Genomic DNA, 17,533 nt, shown 5'->3' on the forward strand with positions numbered 1-17,533 from the left:
TGGCCAAGATCGCCGAGGGCGTCGCGGTCGACGGCATGGAGGCGTTGCTGCCGGTGCTTCGGCCCGGCGAGCACGTCCTGCTGACCGACCAATTGGCCCAGCGCACACCGGTCTTGGTCTGCGACCCGGAGAAGGTCCGCACCCGCGCCGCCGACCTGATCAAGACCGGTAGCGAATTCCTCGAAGCGTCGTGGTCGGTCGCGGCGTTGGGGACCGACGCGCCCGTCGACGTCGCGCAGTTCGGCGGATCGGGGTTCGCCGAACTCGATGACGTGCTCGCCGGGCCGAAGCACCGGCAGCAACGCCTCCATGCCGTCGACCGCGACGCCCTCGGCGATCTTGGCCAGCATGTCGGTGACGCTGCCGGTGATGGCGGGCTCGGGGGTGGTGTGCCGCGCGGCCAGTTCGGCGGCGCGTTCCCGCACCTCATCGGTCAGTAGCAGTTCGCGGCAGGCCACCGCGATCAGGGTGTCGACCTCGATCTCCGGGATCGACCGCTGGTCGGCGACCGAGAACATCCGCATCTCGCTGACCTCGTCGCCCCAGAACTCGATGCGCACCGGGTGCTCGGCGGTCGGCGGAAACACGTCGAGAATGCCTCCGCGCACGGCGAATTCGCCGCGCCGGCCGACCATGTCGACCCGGGTGTAGGCCAGCTCGGCGAGCCGCGTGATCACGCCCTCGAATTCGATTTCCGCACCGACGCTCAACGTGACCGGCTCCACCAGCCCCAGCTGCGGCGTCATCGGCTGCAGCAGCGAGCGCACCGCGGTCACCACCACCTGCAGCGGCGGACCCAGCCGCGCGTCATCGGGATAGGCCAGTCGGCGCAGCAGGGTCAAACGAGCGCCGACGGTGTCGACGCCGGGCGAAAGTCTCTCGTGCGGCAGCGTTTCCCACGACGGGAAGACCGCGACGGCATCGCCGAAGACGCCGCGCAGTTCAGCGGTCAAGTCGTCGGCTTCGCGCCCGGTCGCGGTGACTACCAGCAGAGGACCCAACCGCGCCAGCGCGCTGGCGACGAATAGCCGTGCGCTGGCTGGACCCACCAGGTTCAACTCGGCCGGCGACGCGGCCGCGCTGTCGATCAACTGCTGGAAGGTCGGCGCGGTGAGCGCCAATTCAACGAGCCCCGCGATCGGGGTTTCTGGGCGAGCAGCCCCCGGTGCGGTCATGATGAATCCCATTCTAGGGGCCCTCTCCGACAGGGCCGGACAGACCGAACCCCGTCAATATCGAGCTCGCGGCCGTCAAAGGAGCGTAAGGAAGGCACCGCCGGGATTACCCGCGGGCGCACGTTGAATTCATGACATTGCTGGATATCCTGCCGTCTGTCGGTCAGGCGGCTCCCCCGCGTTTCGATCCCGCGATCTGGCCCATCACCGCGCACCCCGACGACGAGGGCAGGCTGTGCGTCGGCGGTATACCACTGGCCGATATCGCCGACGAGTTTCACACCCCGGCCTACGTCATCGACGAAACCGACTTTCGGCATCGCGTCCGTCGCTACCGCGCGACCCTGCGCGGGATCGAGGTGGTGTACGCCGGGAAGTCGCTACTGAGCACCGCGGTGGCGTGCTGGGCCCGCGAAGAGGGCCTCGGCCTCGACGTGTGCTCCGGCGGCGAGCTGGCCGTCGCCCTTGCCGGTGGAGTCGATCCGGCACGCATCGTCATGCACGGCAACGCCAAATCGCCGGAGGAGCTGCGCGAAGCGGTGCGAGTCGGGGTCGGACGCATCGTGCTGGATTCCGGCATGGAAATCGCCTACCTCGCCGGCCTGGCGCAGCGGCGCCAACGGGTGCTCATTCGGGTGACCCCCGACATCGATATTCACGGACACCGAGCCGTCACCACCGGTGTCAGCGACCAGAAGTTCGGATTCACGCTGTACGGCGACCGGGCCGATGTCGCGGCCCAGCGGGTGCTGGCGCACCCGATCCTCGACCTCGTCGGGCTGCACTGCCACATCGGCTCGCAGGTCACCGACCCCGCCCTCTATGGCGAAGCGATCCGCCGGATGATCAGCGCGATGGCCGACATCCGGACCCGGCACGGCGTCATCCTCACCGAGCTGAACATCGGCGGCGGGCACGCCATCCCCTACGTCTCCGGCGACCGCGAGCTCAACCTCGAGCAGCTGGCCGATGTCATCGAAAACGCACTCGACGAGGCCTGCGCCGCGGAGCATTTCCCGCGACCGCAGATCGTGGTGGAACCGGGACGGGCCGTCTGCGGCCGGGCCGGCGTGACGCTGTACCGGGTGTGCTCGATCAAAACCCAGCCGGGTGGACGCACCTTCGTCGCGGTCGACGGCGGCATGAGCGACAACCCGCGGGTGTCGCTGTACGGCGCGCGATACACCGCGGCGCTGGCCAACCGGCATGCGCTCGGAGTCAAGCAGCGGGTGACAGTCGTCGGCCGACATTGTGAGGCGGGCGACGAGATCGCGCGCGACATCGAACTCCCAGCGGACCTGCACCCCGGCGACCTGCTGGCCGTGGCCTGCACCGGCGCCTACCACCACAGCATGGCGTCGAACTACAACATGGTGGGCCGACCCGCGCTGGTGGCGGTCAAGGACGGGCGGGCCCGCGAACTTGTTCGCCGGGAGACCGTTGCCGACCTGCTGGCGCGAGACTGCGGTTAGCCGGCTACTCGTCCTGCAGTCGAGGGTCGGCCTCCAGGTGCGTCAGCCCGTTCCACATCAGGTTGACCAGGTGGGCCGCCACCACTTCCTTCTTGGGCTCCCGGGTATCGAGCCACCACTGCGCCGTCATCGACACCGAGCCGACGAGCGCCTGGGCGTACAGCGGAGCCAGCCCGGGATCCAGGCCACGGCGGGAGAAGTCACCGGCCAGGATGGAGCTGACCTGGTTGACGGCGTCATTGAGCAGGCTGGAGTAGGTGCCCGAGCTGATCGCGGCCGGCGAGTCGCGGATCATGATCCGGAAGCCGTCGGTGCGCTGTTCGACGTAGGTGAGCAGCGCCAGCGCGACCCGCTCGACGCGCACCCGAGACCGGTTGTTGGTCAACGACGACGTGATGCCGTCCAGCAGCGCCGACATCTCGCGGTCGACGACGACGGCGTACAGGCCTTCCTTGCCGCCGAAGTGCTCGTAGACGACCGGTTTGGACACGTTGGCGCGCAGCGCGATCTCCTCGATCGAGGTGCCTTCGTACCCGCGTTCGGCGAACAGCGTGCGCGCGATGCCCACGAGCTGCTGGCGGCGCTCGGTGCCGGTCATCCGCGCGCGCGGCGCCCGCGCCTCTTTGTCCGGTTCCTTGTCCAGCACGGCCACGTCAATCAGCGTATCGGTCAACAGCCGACAAGCGGGCCGCATCGTGGTCAGACTAAAGTCTTCTTGGCGCGGTCGGTATCAACCCGCCGCTCGCCAATGGATTAGCGATCCGTCGTGGTGTAATCGGCAGCACCTCTGATTTTGGTTCAGATAGTTCAGGTTCGAGTCCTGGCGACGGAGCTTCGATTTTTTGCCTTCACCGCAGCTGAAGTGACACGCTTATCGGCGTATCGGCCTTTCGCGCGCAGCCCGTGCGGGAGAAATCCAAGAGGAGGGTTGATGTCGTCTCCTGGTGATACCGCGGTCCTGGTGCTAGCGGCCGGGCCCGGCACCCGGATGCGGTCGGACACCCCGAAAGTCCTGCACACGATCGCGGGGCGCAGCATGCTGTCCCATCTCCTGCACGCGATCACCAAGGTGGCTCCCCAGCACCTGGCCGTCGTCCTGGGCCATGATCATGAGCGCATCGCGCCGCTGGTCGCCGACTGGGCCGACGCCCTGGGACGCCCCATCGATGTGGCTCTGCAGGACCGCCCCCGCGGCACGGGCGACGCCGTGCTGTGCGGCCTGTCCGCGCTGCCAACCGACTACGCCGGCATGGTCGTCGTCACCTCAGGCGACACCCCGCTGCTGGATGCCGACACGCTGGCCGATCTGATCGCCGCCCACAGCGCGGCGCGGGCCGCGGTCACCGTGCTGACCACGACGGTGGACGACCCCAGCGGCTATGGCCGCATCCTGCGCACCCAGGACGACGAGGTCATGGCGATCGTGGAACACGCCGACGCTACGCCCTCGCAACGCGAGATCCGTGAGGTCAACGCCGGCGTCTACGCCTTCGACACCGTGGCGCTGCGCTCCGCGCTGAACCGCCTGAGCTCCAACAACGCCCAGCAGGAGCTGTACCTGACGGACGTCATTGCAATCCTGCGCGGCGACGGCCTGGCCATCCATGCCCGCCACGTCGACGACAGCGCGCTGGTGGCCGGCGTCAACAACCGCGTCCAACTCGCCCAGCTGGGCGCCGAACTGAACCGCCGCATCATCGCCACCCACCAGATGGCCGGCGTCACCGTCGTCGACCCCGCCACCACCTGGATCGACGTCGACGTCAGCGTCGGCCGCGACACCGTCATCCACCCGGGAACGCAGTTACTCGGCCGCACTCAGGTCGGGAGCCACTGCGTCGTCGGCCCGGACACCACCCTGACCGATGTCAGCGTCGGTGACGGCGCCTCTGTGGTGCGCACCCACGGCACCGCGTCGTCGATCGGTGCCGGCGCGACCGTCGGGCCGTTCACCTACCTGCGGCCCGGCACGGTGCTGGGCGACGACGGCAAGCTCGGCGCCTTCGTCGAGACCAAGAACTCCACCATCGGCACCGGGTCCAAGGTGCCGCACCTGACCTATGTCGGGGACGCGGACATCGGCGAACACAGCAACATCGGCGCTTCCAGTGTTTTCGTCAACTACGACGGGGAATCCAAACGGCGGACCACCATCGGCTCGCACGTGCGCACCGGCTCGGACACCATGTTCGTGGCGCCGGTCACCGTTGGCGACGGCGCCTACACCGGCGCGGGCACGGTGGTGCGCAACGACGTCCCGCCCGGAACGCTCGCGGTGTCCGCGGGTCCGCAACGCAACATCGAAGGTTGGGTGCACCGCAAGCGCCCGGGCAGCGCGGCCGCGCAAGCGGCCCAGGCCGCCGAGAAAGCCGCCGGTCAGAGCACCCCGCCGGTCTCCAAGGCCGACCAAGCACCAGAAGCCGACTCGACACCGTGAATTTGCTAGCTGGCAACCCGGCCATAGTTCCGTACGATTCGCTTCGTACGATGGGGCCTTCCATCCCCCACCCCGATATGGCGAGGGCAGTGCGTTGAGCCACGACTGGACCGATAACCGCAAAAACTTGATGCTCTTCTCCGGTCGCGCGCATCCGGAGCTGGCCGAGCAGGTGGCCAAAGAGCTCGACGTCCACGTCACCGCGCAAACGGCGCGGGAATTCGCCAACGGCGAGATCTTCGTGCGGTTCCACGAATCGGTGCGCGGATGTGACGCCTTCGTGCTGCAGTCCGCCCCCGACCCGGTCAACAACTGGCTGATGGAACAGCTGATCATGATCGACGCCCTCAAGCGGGGCAGCGCCAAGCGAATCACCGCGGTCATGCCGTTCTACCCGTACGCCCGGCAGGACAAGAAGCACCGTGGCCGCGAGCCGATCTCGGCCCGGCTGGTCGCCGACCTGCTCAAGACCGCCGGCGCCGACCGGATCGTCACCGTCGACCTGCACACGGACCAGATCCAGGGCTTTTTCGATGGGCCCGTCGATCACATGCGCGGGCAGAACCTGCTGACCGGCTACATCCGCGACAACTACCCGGACGGCAACATGGTGGTCGTCTCGCCCGACTCCGGGCGCGTGCGCATCGCCGAGAAATGGGCCGACGCGCTCGGCGGCGTCCCGCTGGCCTTCATTCACAAGACCCGCGACCCGCGGGTGCCCAACCAGGTGGTGTCCAACCGCGTCGTCGGTGAGGTGGCCGGGCGCACCTGCGTGCTGATCGACGACATGATCGACACCGGCGGCACCATCGCCGGTGCGGTGAAGCTGCTGCGCGATGAGGGCGCCGGCGACGTGATCATCGCGGCCACCCACGGTGTGCTATCCGATCCGGCGGCCGAGCGGCTGGCCGCCTGCGGCGCGCGGGAAGTCATCGTGACCAACACCCTGCCGATCGGCGAGGAGAAGCGATTCCCCCAGCTGACGGTCCTCTCCATCGCGCCGCTGCTGGCCAGCACCATCCGCGCCGTATTCGAAAACGGTTCGGTCACCGGGCTCTTCGACGGAGACGCCTAGATGGCTGCCGAGCCACACGACGCCGTTATCTTTCACAACCCACGCTGCAGCACCTCGCGCAAGACGCTGGACCTGCTGCGCGACAACGAGTTCGAACCCACCATCGTCGAATACTTGAAGACCCCGCCGTCGCGCGCCGAGCTGGTGAAAATGATCCGCGACGCGGGCATCGACGTGCGCACCGCGATCCGCAAGCGCGAGTCGCTTTACGAGGAGCTGAATCTCGCCGATGCGAGTGATGATCAGCTGCTCGACGCAATGATCGAACATCCCATCCTCATCGAACGACCCTTCGTCATCACAGCTAAGGGCACGCGGCTGGCCCGTCCGATCGACGCGGTCCGCGAGATTCTGTGAATCGGCCCGGCCGCCTCGTGGCCGCGTTGGTTGCGGTGGCTTTCTTCGCCGCTGGATGCGCTCCGAAACCGCCTGATTACCAATCGATCCTGTCGACGACCTCGGCGACCACGACAACCAAGGCGACGGAGAAGCCGGTTCCGCTGTCGCAGTATCTGCAAAGCATCGGAGTGACCGGACAACCGGTGGAACCGGGATCGCTGCCCGACCTGACGGTCTCGATACCGACACCTGCGGGCTGGTCGCGGTTCACCAGCCCGAACATCAACCCGCAAACCCTGATCATCTCCCAGGGCGGCAAATTCCCGACGGCACGGCTGGTGGTGTTCAAGCTCAACGGTGACTTCGACCCGGCGCAAGTCATCAAGCACGGCAACGACGATGCGCAACTGTTCGAGAACTTCAAACAGCTGGACGCCTCGGGCGCGCCCTACAACGGCTTTCCGTCGTCGATGATCCAGGGCAGCTACGACATCGACGGCATGCGGTTGCACAGCTGGAACCGCATCGTCATCCCCACCGGATCACCGCCCGCGCGCCAGCGTTATCTGGTGCAGCTGACCATCACCGGCCTGGCTGATCAGGCGGCCGCGCAGTCAACCGACATCAACACGATCATTCACGGATTCGTCGTCGCGGCAAAGTGATTGGTGCTATCGCGGCGCTGCTCTGATCTCACCGAGATTGCCGTCATGGTCGTGATAGGCGATCCCGTCACAGCCCTCACGGCAATCTCACCGGCCGTGCCGACTGAGCCACGTCCCTATCCCCGCCGAACCAGCCCGTAAAAGACCGGCAGCGGACGTCACCACTAGGCGGTACGCGCCGCACGATTAGTGTTGTCTGCCATGACTGGCTGGACCGCCGCAGATCTGCCGTCGTTCGCCGAACGCACCGTCATCATCACCGGCGCCAACAGCGGGTTGGGCGCCGTGACCGCCCGTGAGCTGGCCCGACGAGGGGCCACGATCGTCATGGCCGTCCGCAACATCCGCAAGGGCGAGACCGCAGCCCGTCGGATGGCCGGTCAGGTCGAGGTGCGTGAGCTCGACCTGCAGGACCTGTCGTCGGTGCGCCGATTCGCCGACGGGGTCAGCAGGGCCGACGTGCTGATCAACAACGCCGGCATCATGGCGGCCCCCTTCGCGCTGACGGTCGACGGCTTCGAAACCCAGGTTGGCACCAATCATCTCGGTCACTTCGCGCTGACCAACCTGCTGCTGCCCAAGCTGACCGATCGGGTGGTGACGGTGTCGTCGATGGCGCACTGGGCCGGACGCATCGACCTCGACGACCTGAACTGGCAGAACCGTCGCTACTCGCCGTGGCTGGCCTATAGCCAATCCAAGCTCGCCAACCTGCTGTTCACCAGCGAGCTGCAGCGCCGCCTCACCGCTGCCGGTTCCCCGCTGCGTGCCCTCGCCGCCCACCCTGGCTACTCGCACACCAACCTGCAGGGCGCCTCGGGCCGCAAGCTGGGTGACGCGATGATGTCGGCCGTGACGTCGGTGGTCGCCACCGACGCAGATTTTGGTGCGCGGCAAACCCTGTACGCGGCGTCCGCGGATGTGCCCGGCGACACCTTTGTCGGCCCGCGATTCGGTCAGGTCGGCCGCACCCAGCCGGTTGCGCGCAGCCGGCGTGCCCGAGACAGCGCCACCGCGGCGGCGCTGTGGTCGCTGTCCGAGCAGCTCACCAAGACCCACTTCCCCCTCTGATCACGCCAGTCACAAACGCCACGCCAGTTTCCGGAGGAGGCGGTGGACGTTTTGCCCGCCTTTGAGCGACAACGGGGCTGGCCGCCCGGTGCCGATTTGTCGCTCGAAGGCGGGCACTCGCAACACCGTCCTCGCCGAGTAACAGAAGTGCCGAGTGACAGAAGTGACGCCCGTTCGCTACCGATCCGGAATTTCCCCTCTGAGGTGCAGATGCGCTAACCTGACCGGGCGTCACGGCGAGGGTGGCTGGCTGGCCAGCACCGTTATCGACGGAGACCGACGAATCGTCGCGACCCGGCCGTGCCCCGAAGACAGGCGAGCACACAGGAGCGACAAATGGCCAAGCAATCAGTCAACCAGTTGAAGGTTGCGGTCCGCGCCGAGACCGGCAAGGGCGCGTCCCGGCGAGCCCGCCGCGACGGCAAGATCCCGGCCGTGCTCTACGGCCACGGCGCCGACCCGCAGCACTTGGAGCTGCCCGGCCATGACTTCGCCGCGGTGCTGCGGCACGCGGGCACCAACGCGGTGCTCACCCTCGACATCGAGGGCAAGGAGCAACTGGCGCTGACCAAGTCACTGGACATCCACCCCATTCGCCGCACCATTCAGCACGCCGACCTGCTGGTCGTGCGTCGCGGCGAGAAGGTCGTCGTCGAGGTCCGTGTCGTCATCGAAGGCGAGGCCGTGTCCGGCACCCTGGTGACCCAAGACGCCAGCGCCATCGAGATCGAGGCCGACGCCATGTCGATTCCCGAGCAGTTGACGGTGTCGATTGAGGGTGCCGAACCCGGTACCCAGTTCTCCGCCGGACAGATCACCCTGCCTAAGGGTGTGAACCTAATCTCCGACCCGGAAACGCTGGTGGTCAACGTGGTCACCGCGCCGACGGCCGAGGAACTCGCCGAAGAGGGCGCCGGCGAGGTCACCGAGGAAGCCGCGGCGCCCGAAGGCGAAGAAGAGGCGGAGGCCGGCGGAGAAGAGGCCGCCGAAGCCGAGTCCGAGTAGGCGGATCACGAAGTGGCCGAGCCGTTGCTGGTGGTCGGCCTGGGCAATCCCGGAGACAACTACGCCCGGACCCGACACAACATCGGGTTCATGGTCGCCGACCTGCTCGCCGCGCGGATGGGTTCGAAGTTCAAGGCGCACAAGCGTTCCGGTGCCGAGATGGTCAGCGGCCGCCTCGCCGGGCACTCGGTGATCGTGGCAAAGCCACGCTGCTACATGAACGAATCCGGGCGTCAGGTAGGCCCTTTGGCGAAGTTCTACTCGGTGGCACCGGGCGACGTCATCGTCATCCACGACGATCTCGACTTGGACTTCGGCCGTATCCGGCTCAAGATCGGCGGCGGCGAAGGCGGCCACAACGGTCTGCGTTCGGTAGGGAATGCCTTGGGCAGCAAGGACTTCCAGCGAGTCCGGATCGGAATCGGCCGCCCTCCGGGACGCAAGGATCCGGCGGTGTTTGTGCTGGAAAGCTTCAGCGCCCTCGAGCGCGCCGAAGTTCCCACCATCTGTGAGCAGGCTGCGGATGCAACCGAACTGCTGATCGAACTGGGGCTAGAGACCGCACAGAACCGCGTCCACGCCTGGTAGCGAGGATGCCGGACTAGGTCACCAGGTCGAGGGACGTGGATCGGCGCAGCTTGCCCGACGGCGTCTTCGGGATGGTCCCGGGACCGAGCACCACCACGTTGCGTGGCCGGACGTCGACCTCGGCCACCACTTCACGCGCGACCCGATGCTCGATGCGACGCACCTCGGCCTGGTCTTGGTAGGCGTTGGATTCCACGGCCACGGCGAACGTCTCGCGGGAATGGCCGGCGTCCAGGCGCACCGCGACCGCACACCCTGGCCGCACGCCCTCGACGCGGCAGGCGGCGCGCTCGATGTCGGTCGGGTAGATGTTGCGGCCCGCCATGATGATGACGTCCTTCACGCGGCCGCACACCACCACGTGGCCCTCCTCGGTGAGGTAGCCGAGGTCACCCGTGTCATACCAGCCGTGCTCGTCCTGGGCGGAGATGAAGCCGCCCATGGTCAGGTAGCCGGGCGTCAGCGACTCGCCGCGCAGCTCGATGACACCGACGCCGCGCGCGGGCATCACCTCGCCGTTCTCGTCGACGATGCGGGCCTCGAGGTCCTTGAGCAGGGGGCCCAGCGTGGCCAGCCGGCGGGTGTTGCCCTTGGTGGCGGGGACGGCGCGGCGCAGGGCGGCCAGCAGGTCGGCGTCGACCTCGTCGACCACCAGGCCGGCGTTGCACTCCGAGAACGACACGGCCAGCGTGGTCTCGGCCATGCCGTAGGCCGGCAGGATCGCCGACGGCCGCAGGCCGAACGGCTTGCCCGCGTCGAGCAGGTCCTCGACGTCGGCGGGTTCGACGGGCTCGGCTCCGGACAGCGCGAACCGCAGGGTGGACAGGTCGAAGTCGCCGGGCTTGGCGTTACGACGCAACCGCTTGGCCAGCAGCGCGTAGGCGAAGTTGGGTGCCGCGGTCATGGTGCCCTTGTACTTGTCGATGAGCTTGGCCCACAGCAGCGTGTCCCGCAGGAAGTCCATCGGGGTGACCTTGACTAGTTCGGCACCGAAATACATGGGGATGGTGAGGAATCCGACCATGCCCATGTCGTGGAAGCAGGGCAGCCAACTGACCATGACGTCCTTGTCGACGTCGTACTGGGCGCCGATGAACATCGCCTCCGCGTTGGAGTAGATGTTGCGGTGGGTGATCTGGACCGCCTTGGGAGATCCGGTAGACCCGGACGTCAGCTGCATCAGGGCGAGCGCATCCTCGCCGACCTCGACGGGATCGATCGGTTCCGCCGCGAGCAGGTCGGTGACGGTGAGGACATGGATGCCCTTCTCCTCGAGGACCGGGATGGCCACCAGGAAGGGCTCCGAGACGACGACGGCCTTCGCCTCGATCATGCCGATGACGTTCATGGTGTCGTCAGCCCACACGGCGAGGTCTGTGCGTGGCGTGGGCTGGTGCAGCATGGTGAGGCTCGCCCCGCGAATCCACAGGCCCTGCGCCGTCGGCGCGATCTCCACCGGATAACCGGCGAGCACACCGACCGCGTCGCCGGGCCCGATGCCCGCGGCAGCCAGGCCACCCGCGATACGGCGCGCCCGCTCGTGAACCTCGCCCCAGGTGTGACGGACCGGTTCGTGGGGTTCACCGGTGACCATGCCCGTCGTTGCCGACCGGGCATTGCGGTACATCTTCTCGGTAAACCTGCTCACAAAATCCTCCTCGGTTCCAGCCCTCGCCCCAACGCCCCGGATTTCATGGTCCGCCCGCTGGGCAGCGCTGCGCCGCAAGCACGCCAACACAGTTGGGCGGCGGTTAGGTCTCGGATCGATGATGCTTCCGCATCCGCCACAGGCCGGCCGCGTTCGGCCGCTCGATGAGCGTGAAACGGACCCGCAAGACCTTTGCGGGCCCGATTCGATGATCGCCCACCGGAACGCCCGGCAGGCGATGGAACTATGTGATCCTGCTCAACGCTTCCCGTCACCGCGCCTCATCTTAAACTCCTCTTAGGGAAGCGCCAAACCACCGCACACGTTGGGAAAAAATTCACACCTCGGTGGGTGACGGGACCACCCGCGCGCCCACCACCGGCCCACTGGCGACCCGCACGGTGCGGCAGACACCCGCCCCGGACACCTCGGTGCCGATGTCGACCGCGGCCGCCGCCGATGAGCACAGGAAGGCACACGTCGGGCCCGAACCGGACACGATGCCGGCCAGCGCCCCGGCCTGGACACCGGCGCGCAAGGTCCGCCGCAGGGCGGGGTGCAGGCTCACCGCGGCAGCCTGCATCTCGTTGCCCAATAGCGGCGCCAACTGCTCCGCGTCACCGGCGGCCAGTGCGGCCAGCACCGGCCCCGGAGCGGGCAGCCGCGGCGGATCCCCCGCCTCCCGCAACCGGTCCAGTTCGGCGAAGACGGCCGGCGTCAGCAGCTCACTGTCGGCGAACGCCAACACCCAGTGAAAAGTGTTGCGGGACAACACCGTCGCCAACTCCTCGCCGCGGCCGGTGCCCAGCGCGGTTCCGCCGTGCAGCGCGAACGGCACATCACTGCCCAACCGGGCGGCCAGCATGCGCAGATCCCGGCGGGGCACGTTGAGTTCCCACAGCGAGTTCATCGCGACCAGCACGGCCGCCGCGTCGGCGCTGCCACCGGCCATGCCGCCGGCGACCGGAATGGTTTTGTCGATCATGATCGACACATCCGGCGCCCGGCCGACGTGTTCGGCCATCAGCTCGGCAGCCTGCCAGGCGAGGTTGCGTTCGTCGGTGGGCAGCGTCTCGGCGCCCTCGCCGACGATCTCGAGCGAGAGCACATCGGCATTGCGGACCGTCACCTCGTCGAGCAGCGAGACGGCCTGGAAGATCGTGTCCAGCTCGTGATAGCCGTCCTCGCGACGGTCACCCACCGCCAGGTAGAGGTTGACTTTTCCGGGCACTCGGACGGTGACCGATCCGGTGGGAACCCACTGCGCGGCGGTGTTGCCATCAGACGCTGACACCGCAGCAGACTATCGCTGCTGCCGACCGATCACACGCAACGGCGCCCTGGGTCCCGCCGTCAGCCGGCAGACGCCCCCTGCTGGGCGGCCCGCGCGGTCGTCGCTGCGGTGCTGTGGGGCCGATCGGCGGACCGCTGCCACAACCGCACGAAGTCGTCAATGGAGAGCGTCTCACCGCGGCGGGCAGGGTCGATGCTGGCGGCCAGCAACCGATCCGCCGACTCGTTGCCCGAGCCGGCCCAGGCCACGAACGCGTTGCGACATGTCTTGCGGCGCTGCCCGAACGCGATGTCGACCAGTTCGAACACGTGACGGCGGAAGGCTTCCTCGGTGGGCCACGGCGAGGTCGCATACCGGTCGATGCGGACCAACCCGGAGTAGACGCGGGGAATCGGCCAGAAGACGGTCGGCGGCACCATGCCGCACCGGCGAACCCGACCGAAGAAGCGCACCTTGACGCTGGGCACCCCATATTCCTTGCCGCCCGGCTGGGCGGCCAGCCGCTCGGCGACCTCGGCCTGCACCATGACCGTCACCGTGTGAATGGACGGAAACTCGGCAAGCAGATGCAACAGCGCCGGAACGGCGACGTTGTACGGCAGGTTGGCGACGACTGCTGTCGGCTGGACATCCAGCTCGCCGCGGCGGAGGGTCAAGACGTCGCGGTTGATGACCGTCAGGCGCTGGCTTTCGCTTCCCGAGTGCTCGGCGACGGTTTGGGGCAGCCGCTCGGCCAGCACCGGATCGATTTCGACGGCGGTGACCGCCGGGCCCCGGTCCAGCAGTGCCAGGGTCAGCGACCCCAGTCCGGGTCCGACTTCCAGGACGTGGTCAGAGCGGCTCACCCCGGAGGTCGAGACTATCCGGCGCACCGTATTGGCGTCGTGGACGAAGTTTTGGCCGAGGGATTTCCGTGGCTGAAATTCAAGGTCTTTGGCCAGCCGCCTGATCTCGGTACGCCCGAGCAGCCGGATGGTCAGCGTGCACCAGCTCTTCCGCTGCACACTGGCCACGCGCCCCAACCCTGGCGCTCTCGGGTCACCTCGGCGACGGTGATCTGCTCCTCGCGCGTGGCGAGGTCGGCGCGGGAGGCGAACCGCAATCCTCCGTTTCGCTCCCACGTGCCCTGATCGAACTGCACACCGCCGTAGTACCCGTTTCCGGTGTTGATCGCCCAGTTTCCGCCGGCCTCGCAGCTCGCGATCGCGTCCCAGATCGAGCCGTCACTGACCGGAGGCACCTCGGTGCCGGGTTTGGTGCCGATGCGGACCACCGAGTCGCGGGCCGGCGTGATCACCGTGTTGGCGATCGGCAGCCGACCGGTCTCGACGCCGTTGACGCTGGCCACCGAGAAGGTGACGTCTTGGGTGCCCGGGCTGCCGGGATCCTCGACGACCTGGCGGCTCATGTTCATGTCCGGATCTTCGATGCGACGGGCGTTGGGGGGCAGCGGGATTCGCTCGGTGACCTGCTGGATCCGGTTGCGGGTCACCTGAACTTCCATCCCGTCGGCGATCGGCGTGTTCGCGGGCGGCATCACCTGGTCGCTGTCGAGCAGCGGTGCGCCGGCGGCACTCAACAGGCCGGCCACATTCGGTGCCGCCAGGTGCACGTTGCGGATCGCGCCGGCGTCGTTGATGCGGACCGTCTTGGCGCTGACAACCGGCAGCGCCATGCCGGCCAGCGGGACGCGGCTGCCGCGATTAGCCGCGGCAGGTGCGGTGTCGGTCATCGCCAGCTGGGCCAGCGCCTCATCGACAGTGGACGCGGTGGTCCACACCTGCTTGGTGTCATGGCCGTCCAACGAGATCTGCAGCGGGCGGCTGCGTCGTAACACGATCTTGCCGGCGTCGTGCACCGCGACATCACCGGCGGGGTACAGGTCGTCGCGTTCGTCGATGGAGAAACCGTTCTCTGCGACGACGTCGATCACCCGCGACTTCATGGTCGTCACCTGCATGGCGACCCCGTCGACGGTCAATGTCACCGTCTTGCACACCGAGACCGCGTATCCGCCCGCGAATGCCAGGACTACCAGCAGCCCTCCGACAACGAGACGCAACATCGGCGAAGGATTCTGATGCAGTTTTGTCAATACACTCAACGCGCGCTACCCAACCCTCAACAACCCACTCATTCAGCAGCAAGGTCACAAAATTAAGGGCCCGCAGGCCCAGTCGTTCGATCACAAGACGGTAACGAACCGGTCAAGGTTGGGCAACTCCGACGCAGCGATCTAGAGAGAATCGCCTGGTCGTTCACCTCACACTGTGACCAATCCATACACCCGCGCAGCGTTGCCCGTCGTTATCTCGGCCAGCTCTTCCGGGCGACGACCCACCAGTTCGGCGATCGCCCGAACAGTATAAGGAAGGCAATAGGGCTCATTCGCCGTCCCCCGATATGGATGCGGCGTCAGAAATGGCGCGTCGGTCTCAACCAGCAGCTGCGCCGGCGGTATCAACGGGATGGCTTCGCGCAGGGCGTGCGCGTTGCGGAAGCTCGCGGTACCGGACAGGCTCAGCACCCACCCGGCGTCCACGCAGCGGCGGGCCATGGCGGCGTCTGAGGAAAAGCAGTGAAAGATCACGGACTCCGGGGCGCCCTCGGCGGCCAGCACATCGAGCACTTCTGCGTCGGCGTCCCGGTTGTGGATCATCAGAGGCTTGCCGGACCGCTTCGCCAAATCGATGTGCCAGGCGAACGCCTCTCGTTGCACGGCCGGCTCCGCGCAGCCGTCCAGCCGGCCGGGCCAGTACAAGTCCAGCCCGGTTTCGCCGACGGCCACCACCCTGGGATGGCCCACCAGTCGCTCGATCTCGGCGCGGGCGGCGTCGTCGAGCGCGTCGGCACGGGTCGGGTGCAATGCCACCGCGGCGTAGACGCGCGGGTCCCACTCCGCGGCGTGCGTTACCCAGCGCGCCGAATCGAGGTCGTCGGCGATCGTGACGACCGCGATCACCCCGACAGCCGCAGCGCGGTCCACGATGGCGTTCACGTCCTCGGCGTCGGTCGCGCCACACGCATCCAGATGGGTGTGCGCATCGACGAGTGGGCTCAACGGCACGGGGGCAGGAGGCGGCTGACGTTTGGAACTCACGCGCACACAATAAGGTGCCCACAAATAAGGTTGAGGGCGATGAGGCCCTATTACGTCACCACCGCGATCACCTACCCGAACGGCGAGCCGCACATCGGACACGCGTACGAGTACATCGCCACCGACGCGATCGCCCGGTTCAAGCGGCTCGACGGGTTCGATGTCCGGTTTCTGACCGGCACCGACGAACACGGCCTCAAGATGGTTGAAACGGCGGCGGCCGAGGGCATTCCGACCGCCGAGCTGGCCCGGCGCAACTCCGATGTGTTCCAGCGGCTGCAGGAGCGGTTGAACATCTCCTTCGACCGGTTCATCCGCACCACCGATCCCGACCACCACGAGGCGTCCAAGGAGATCTGGCGCAAGATGTCGGCGGCCGGAGACATCTATTTGGACGTCTACTCGGGCTGGTACTCGGTGCGCGACGAACGGTTCTTCGTCGAATCCGAGACCAAACTCCTCGATGACGGCACCCGGCTTGCCGTGGAGACCGGCGCCCCGCTGACATGGACCGAGGAGCAGACTTACTTCTTCCGGCTCTCGGCGTATACCGACAAACTGTTGGCCCACTACGAGGCCAACCCGGACTTCATCGCGCCCGACGTGCGACGCAACGAGGTGGTCAGCTTCGTCTCGGGCGGCCTGCGCGATCTGTCCATCTCGCGCACGTCGTTCGACTGGGGCGTACAGGTGCCCGAGCATCCCGACCACGTGATGTACGTCTGGGTCGACGCGCTGACCAATTACCTGACCGGAGTTGGTTACCCCGACACCGAATCCGAATCGTTCCGGCGCTATTGGCCGGCCGACCTACACATGATCGGCAAGGACATCATCCGATTCCACACCGTGTACTGGCCGGCTTTTTTGATGTCGGCCGGAATCGAGCTGCCGCGAAGGGTTTTCGCGCACGGGTTCCTGCTCAACCGCGGCGAGAAGATGAGCAAATCGGTGGGCAATGTCGTCGATCCGATAAATCTGGTCGACACGTTCGGCGTGGATCAGGTGCGCTATTTCCTGTTGCGGGAAGTTCCGTTCGGGCAGGACGGCAGCTTCAGCGAAGACGCCATCGTCACCCGGGTCAACTCCGATCTGGCCAACGAGTTGGGCAACCTGGCCCAGCGGTCGTTGTCGATGATCGCCAAGAACCTCGATGGGGTCGTTCCCCAACCTGGTGAGCTGATTGCCGCCGACTCCGAGTTGCTCGCGACGGCCGACGGCTTGCTGGACCGGGTACGGGCCAGCTTCGACTCCCAGGCGATGCACCTTGGGCTGGAAGCGATCTGGCTGATGCTCGGGGACGCCAACAAGTATTTCTCGGCGCAGCAGCCGTGGGTCTTGCGCAAGAGCGAATCCGAGGCCGACCAGGAACGTTTCCGCACCGTCTTATACGTCACCTGCGAGGTGGTCCGCATCGCCGCGCTGCTGGTTCAGCCCGTCATGCCCGAATCGGCGGGCAAGCTGCTCGATCTGCTCGGACAGTCGCAGGACCAACGAGCGTTTGCCGTCGTCGGCACCCGGCTGACACCGGGCACGGCGCTGCCCGCTCCCGCGGGCGTATTCCCGCGCTACCAGGCGGTTTCCGACACGAATGAGCAGAACGAACAATGAGCGGCGAGTGAATTAGCTGCGCCACAATTTGTTTGGATTCACGTGAGGACTTC

General features: G+C 67.0%; 15 protein-coding genes, 1 tRNA gene and 1 pseudogene. 10 read left to right on the forward strand and 7 right to left on the reverse strand.

All coding sequences use genetic code 11. The annotated features are described in order from the left end of the window. Positions 1-1,175, reverse strand: a pseudogene (locus A5686_RS01230) (hypothetical protein); the annotation flags it as partial. Positions 1,176-1,306: 131 nt separating this feature from the next. On the opposite strand from A5686_RS01230, the gene lysA reads away from it, so the two are divergent. After that, positions 1,307-2,647 (forward strand): diaminopimelate decarboxylase, encoded by a 1,341-nt coding sequence (lysA, locus tag A5686_RS01235; RefSeq protein ID WP_067929983.1) that lies wholly within the window; start codon positions 1,307-1,309, stop codon positions 2,645-2,647. A 4-nt stretch (positions 2,648-2,651) separates the two neighbouring features. Here the strand turns inward: lysA and A5686_RS01240 are convergent, their stop codons facing one another. Further along, positions 2,652-3,245 (reverse strand): TetR/AcrR family transcriptional regulator, encoded by a 594-nt coding sequence (locus A5686_RS01240; RefSeq protein ID WP_156656103.1) that lies wholly within the window; start codon positions 3,243-3,245, stop codon positions 2,652-2,654. Between the two features lie 162 nt (positions 3,246-3,407). Between A5686_RS01240 and A5686_RS01245 the strand changes: the two genes are divergently transcribed. From A5686_RS01245 to pth, 8 genes are all read left to right on the forward strand, one after another. Continuing rightward, positions 3,408-3,479: transfer RNA gene (locus tag A5686_RS01245), tRNA-Gln, on the forward strand. 99 nt (positions 3,480-3,578) lie between these two features. After that, on the forward strand, positions 3,579-5,084 hold the full coding sequence (gene glmU / locus A5686_RS01250) for a bifunctional UDP-N-acetylglucosamine diphosphorylase/glucosamine-1-phosphate N-acetyltransferase GlmU (protein ID WP_067930321.1): 1,506 nt from the start codon (positions 3,579-3,581) through the stop codon (positions 5,082-5,084). A gap of 94 nt (positions 5,085-5,178) precedes the next feature. Beyond that, positions 5,179-6,159 carry a ribose-phosphate diphosphokinase gene (locus tag A5686_RS01255; protein WP_064878996.1) on the forward strand — a complete coding sequence of 327 codons (981 nt, stop codon included), beginning with the start codon at positions 5,179-5,181 and terminating at the stop codon, positions 6,157-6,159. Then, positions 6,160-6,516, forward strand: a complete 357-nt coding sequence (gene arsC / locus A5686_RS01260; RefSeq protein WP_067929985.1) for an arsenate reductase (glutaredoxin) — start codon at positions 6,160-6,162, stop codon at positions 6,514-6,516. It begins immediately after the preceding gene. 17 nt (positions 6,517-6,533) lie between these two features. Beyond that, positions 6,534-7,163, forward strand: coding sequence for an LpqN/LpqT family lipoprotein (locus A5686_RS01265; RefSeq protein WP_369829662.1), 630 nt, complete (start codon positions 6,534-6,536; stop codon positions 7,161-7,163). A gap of 201 nt (positions 7,164-7,364) precedes the next feature. Continuing rightward, positions 7,365-8,234: an oxidoreductase gene (locus A5686_RS01270; RefSeq protein ID WP_067929990.1), complete on the forward strand. Its 870-nt coding sequence runs from the start codon at positions 7,365-7,367 to the stop codon at positions 8,232-8,234. 336 nt (positions 8,235-8,570) lie between these two features. After that, positions 8,571-9,239, forward strand: coding sequence for a 50S ribosomal protein L25/general stress protein Ctc (locus tag A5686_RS01275; RefSeq protein ID WP_067929992.1), 669 nt, complete (start codon positions 8,571-8,573; stop codon positions 9,237-9,239). A gap of 12 nt (positions 9,240-9,251) precedes the next feature. Continuing rightward, the gene (pth, locus tag A5686_RS01280) at positions 9,252-9,827 is read left to right on the forward strand and encodes an aminoacyl-tRNA hydrolase (RefSeq protein ID WP_067929994.1); all 576 of its coding nucleotides are present in this window, start codon (positions 9,252-9,254) and stop codon (positions 9,825-9,827) included. A gap of 13 nt (positions 9,828-9,840) precedes the next feature. Here the strand turns inward: pth and A5686_RS01285 are convergent, their stop codons facing one another. From A5686_RS01285 to A5686_RS01305, 5 genes are all read right to left on the reverse strand, one after another. After that, on the reverse strand, positions 9,841-11,475 hold the full coding sequence (locus A5686_RS01285) for a fatty acyl-AMP ligase (protein ID WP_067929996.1): 1,635 nt from the start codon (positions 11,473-11,475) through the stop codon (positions 9,841-9,843). Positions 11,476-11,812: 337 nt separating this feature from the next. Further along, the gene (locus tag A5686_RS01290) at positions 11,813-12,769 is read right to left on the reverse strand and encodes a 4-(cytidine 5'-diphospho)-2-C-methyl-D-erythritol kinase (RefSeq protein ID WP_067929997.1); all 957 of its coding nucleotides are present in this window, start codon (positions 12,767-12,769) and stop codon (positions 11,813-11,815) included. A gap of 59 nt (positions 12,770-12,828) precedes the next feature. Continuing rightward, the gene (gene rsmA, locus A5686_RS01295; protein ID WP_067930000.1) at positions 12,829-13,782 is read right to left on the reverse strand and encodes a 16S rRNA (adenine(1518)-N(6)/adenine(1519)-N(6))-dimethyltransferase RsmA; all 954 of its coding nucleotides are present in this window, start codon (positions 13,780-13,782) and stop codon (positions 12,829-12,831) included. Then, positions 13,746-14,873, reverse strand: a complete 1,128-nt coding sequence (locus A5686_RS01300; RefSeq protein WP_197520441.1) for a resuscitation-promoting factor — start codon at positions 14,871-14,873, stop codon at positions 13,746-13,748. The genes rsmA and A5686_RS01300 overlap by 37 nt, the downstream gene beginning before the upstream one ends. A gap of 159 nt (positions 14,874-15,032) precedes the next feature. Beyond that, on the reverse strand, positions 15,033-15,875 hold the full coding sequence (locus A5686_RS01305) for a TatD family hydrolase (RefSeq protein WP_067930005.1): 843 nt from the start codon (positions 15,873-15,875) through the stop codon (positions 15,033-15,035). A 33-nt stretch (positions 15,876-15,908) separates the two neighbouring features. Between A5686_RS01305 and metG the strand changes: the two genes are divergently transcribed. Continuing rightward, positions 15,909-17,480, forward strand: a complete 1,572-nt coding sequence (metG, locus tag A5686_RS01310; RefSeq protein ID WP_067930007.1) for a methionine--tRNA ligase — start codon at positions 15,909-15,911, stop codon at positions 17,478-17,480. Positions 17,481-17,533 lie beyond the last annotated feature (53 nt).

It is taken from the genome of Mycobacterium sp. E2479, from assembly GCF_001667925.1.
GTDB lineage: Bacteria > Actinomycetota > Actinomycetes > Mycobacteriales > Mycobacteriaceae > Mycobacterium.